Consider the following 1,309-nt stretch of genomic DNA (forward strand, 5'->3'; position numbering starts at 1 on the left):
CCTTTAGATTTGAAAGATTAAATTACCTCTTGATGATGATGTTTAAAAGAGGGGGTCCGGGGGAGACTGATAACTTAATAAGATTGTTCATATTTTTAAATAAAAAAAGAATGAGGTGAACTTAACAAAGTTGTAGAGCTGTATCTCTAATTTGCGTATTAGTCCTCATTCTTTTATAACCGGTTACAAGGACCAAATAGAATTCTAATAGTAATTATTACTAAAGGTTTTAGTCAACGTAGCCATTAAATCTATTCAAAAGTATGAAAATTTTAGAAACAGCCGGCATCGATGTCAGCAAAAAAGTAATTGATGTTTATTTGTACAAGAAAGGCATTTATTGTCAGTTTGAGAACGATTTAAAAGGTTTTAAAGAAATGGGTAATTGGTTGAAAAGAAATTTAATTGCCATTGACGAATTATTAGTCGCTTTGGAACACACCGGCCTTTATTCATACAACTTGTCAAATTACCTGGCCGAACAAGACTTTAATTATGTGGTTTTACCGGCTTTGGAAATAAAGCGCTCCACCGGTATTGCCAGAGGCAAGGCAGATAAGGTTGATGCCAAAAGAATCGCTCTTTATGCTTATGAGAAAAGGGAGCGTATAGCGTTGGGTAAAAGGAGCCCTAAAAATATCATAAAACTAAAACGCTTATTATCCTTGCGGGAACGAATAGTGAAGCAAAGGGCGGGTTATAAAGCCAGTATTAAAGAACAATTGGAAATGCTTCCTAAAAAAGAAGCAGAAGTGCTTGTTAAATGTCAAATGAAAATTATAAAAAGCTTTGACAAAGAGGTTGATTATCTGGAAAACGAGATAGAAAAGATCATTGAATCGGATGAGAAAATTAAAACTCAATACAAACTGATCACTACCATAAAAGGTGTTGGGGCACAGACTGCCCTCTATATGATAGTGGTTACCGAAGGATTTGAAAAATTCGACAACTGGCGCAAGTTTGCATCCTATTGCGGAACAGCACCTTTCCCAAATACATCAGGATCAAGTATCAGGGGACGCACTAAAGTAAGCAGCCTTGCCAATAAAAAGATCAAAAGCTTACTAGACCTGTGCGCTAAATCTTCCATACAGTTCAATGAAGAAATGAAGAGGTACTATACAGAAAGAGTATCAAGACAAAAAAACAAAATGTCAACAATAAATATCATCAGGAACAAAATCTTAGCAAGAATTTTTGCTGTGGTGAAACGTGAAACACCTTATGTAGATCTGATGAAATATGCTGCTTAAGAGCTAGTAAAAAATATGAAATTAAACTTGTTTAAGTCATAGAATACGCAAAG

At 34.9% G+C, this 1,309-nt stretch carries 1 protein-coding gene; it reads left to right on the top strand.

The features are described 5' to 3' along the window. Positions 1 to 263: 263 nt before the first annotated feature. A complete protein-coding gene (locus OGH69_RS18205) occupies positions 264 to 1,256 on the top strand; it encodes an IS110 family RNA-guided transposase (protein WP_265175925.1) in 993 nt (330 codons plus the stop codon). Positions 1,257 to 1,309 lie beyond the last annotated feature (53 nt).

The sequence above is a fragment of the Flavobacterium sp. MFBS3-15 genome (genome assembly GCF_026107645.2).
Taxonomy (GTDB): Bacteria; Bacteroidota; Bacteroidia; order Flavobacteriales; family Flavobacteriaceae; genus Flavobacterium.

What these genes read in the sequence shown, in the direction of transcription:
- OGH69_RS18205 (WP_265175925.1), top strand. Translation starts at nt 264, where the DNA reads ATGAAAATTTTAGAAACAGCCGGCATCGATGTCAGCAAAAAAGTAATT.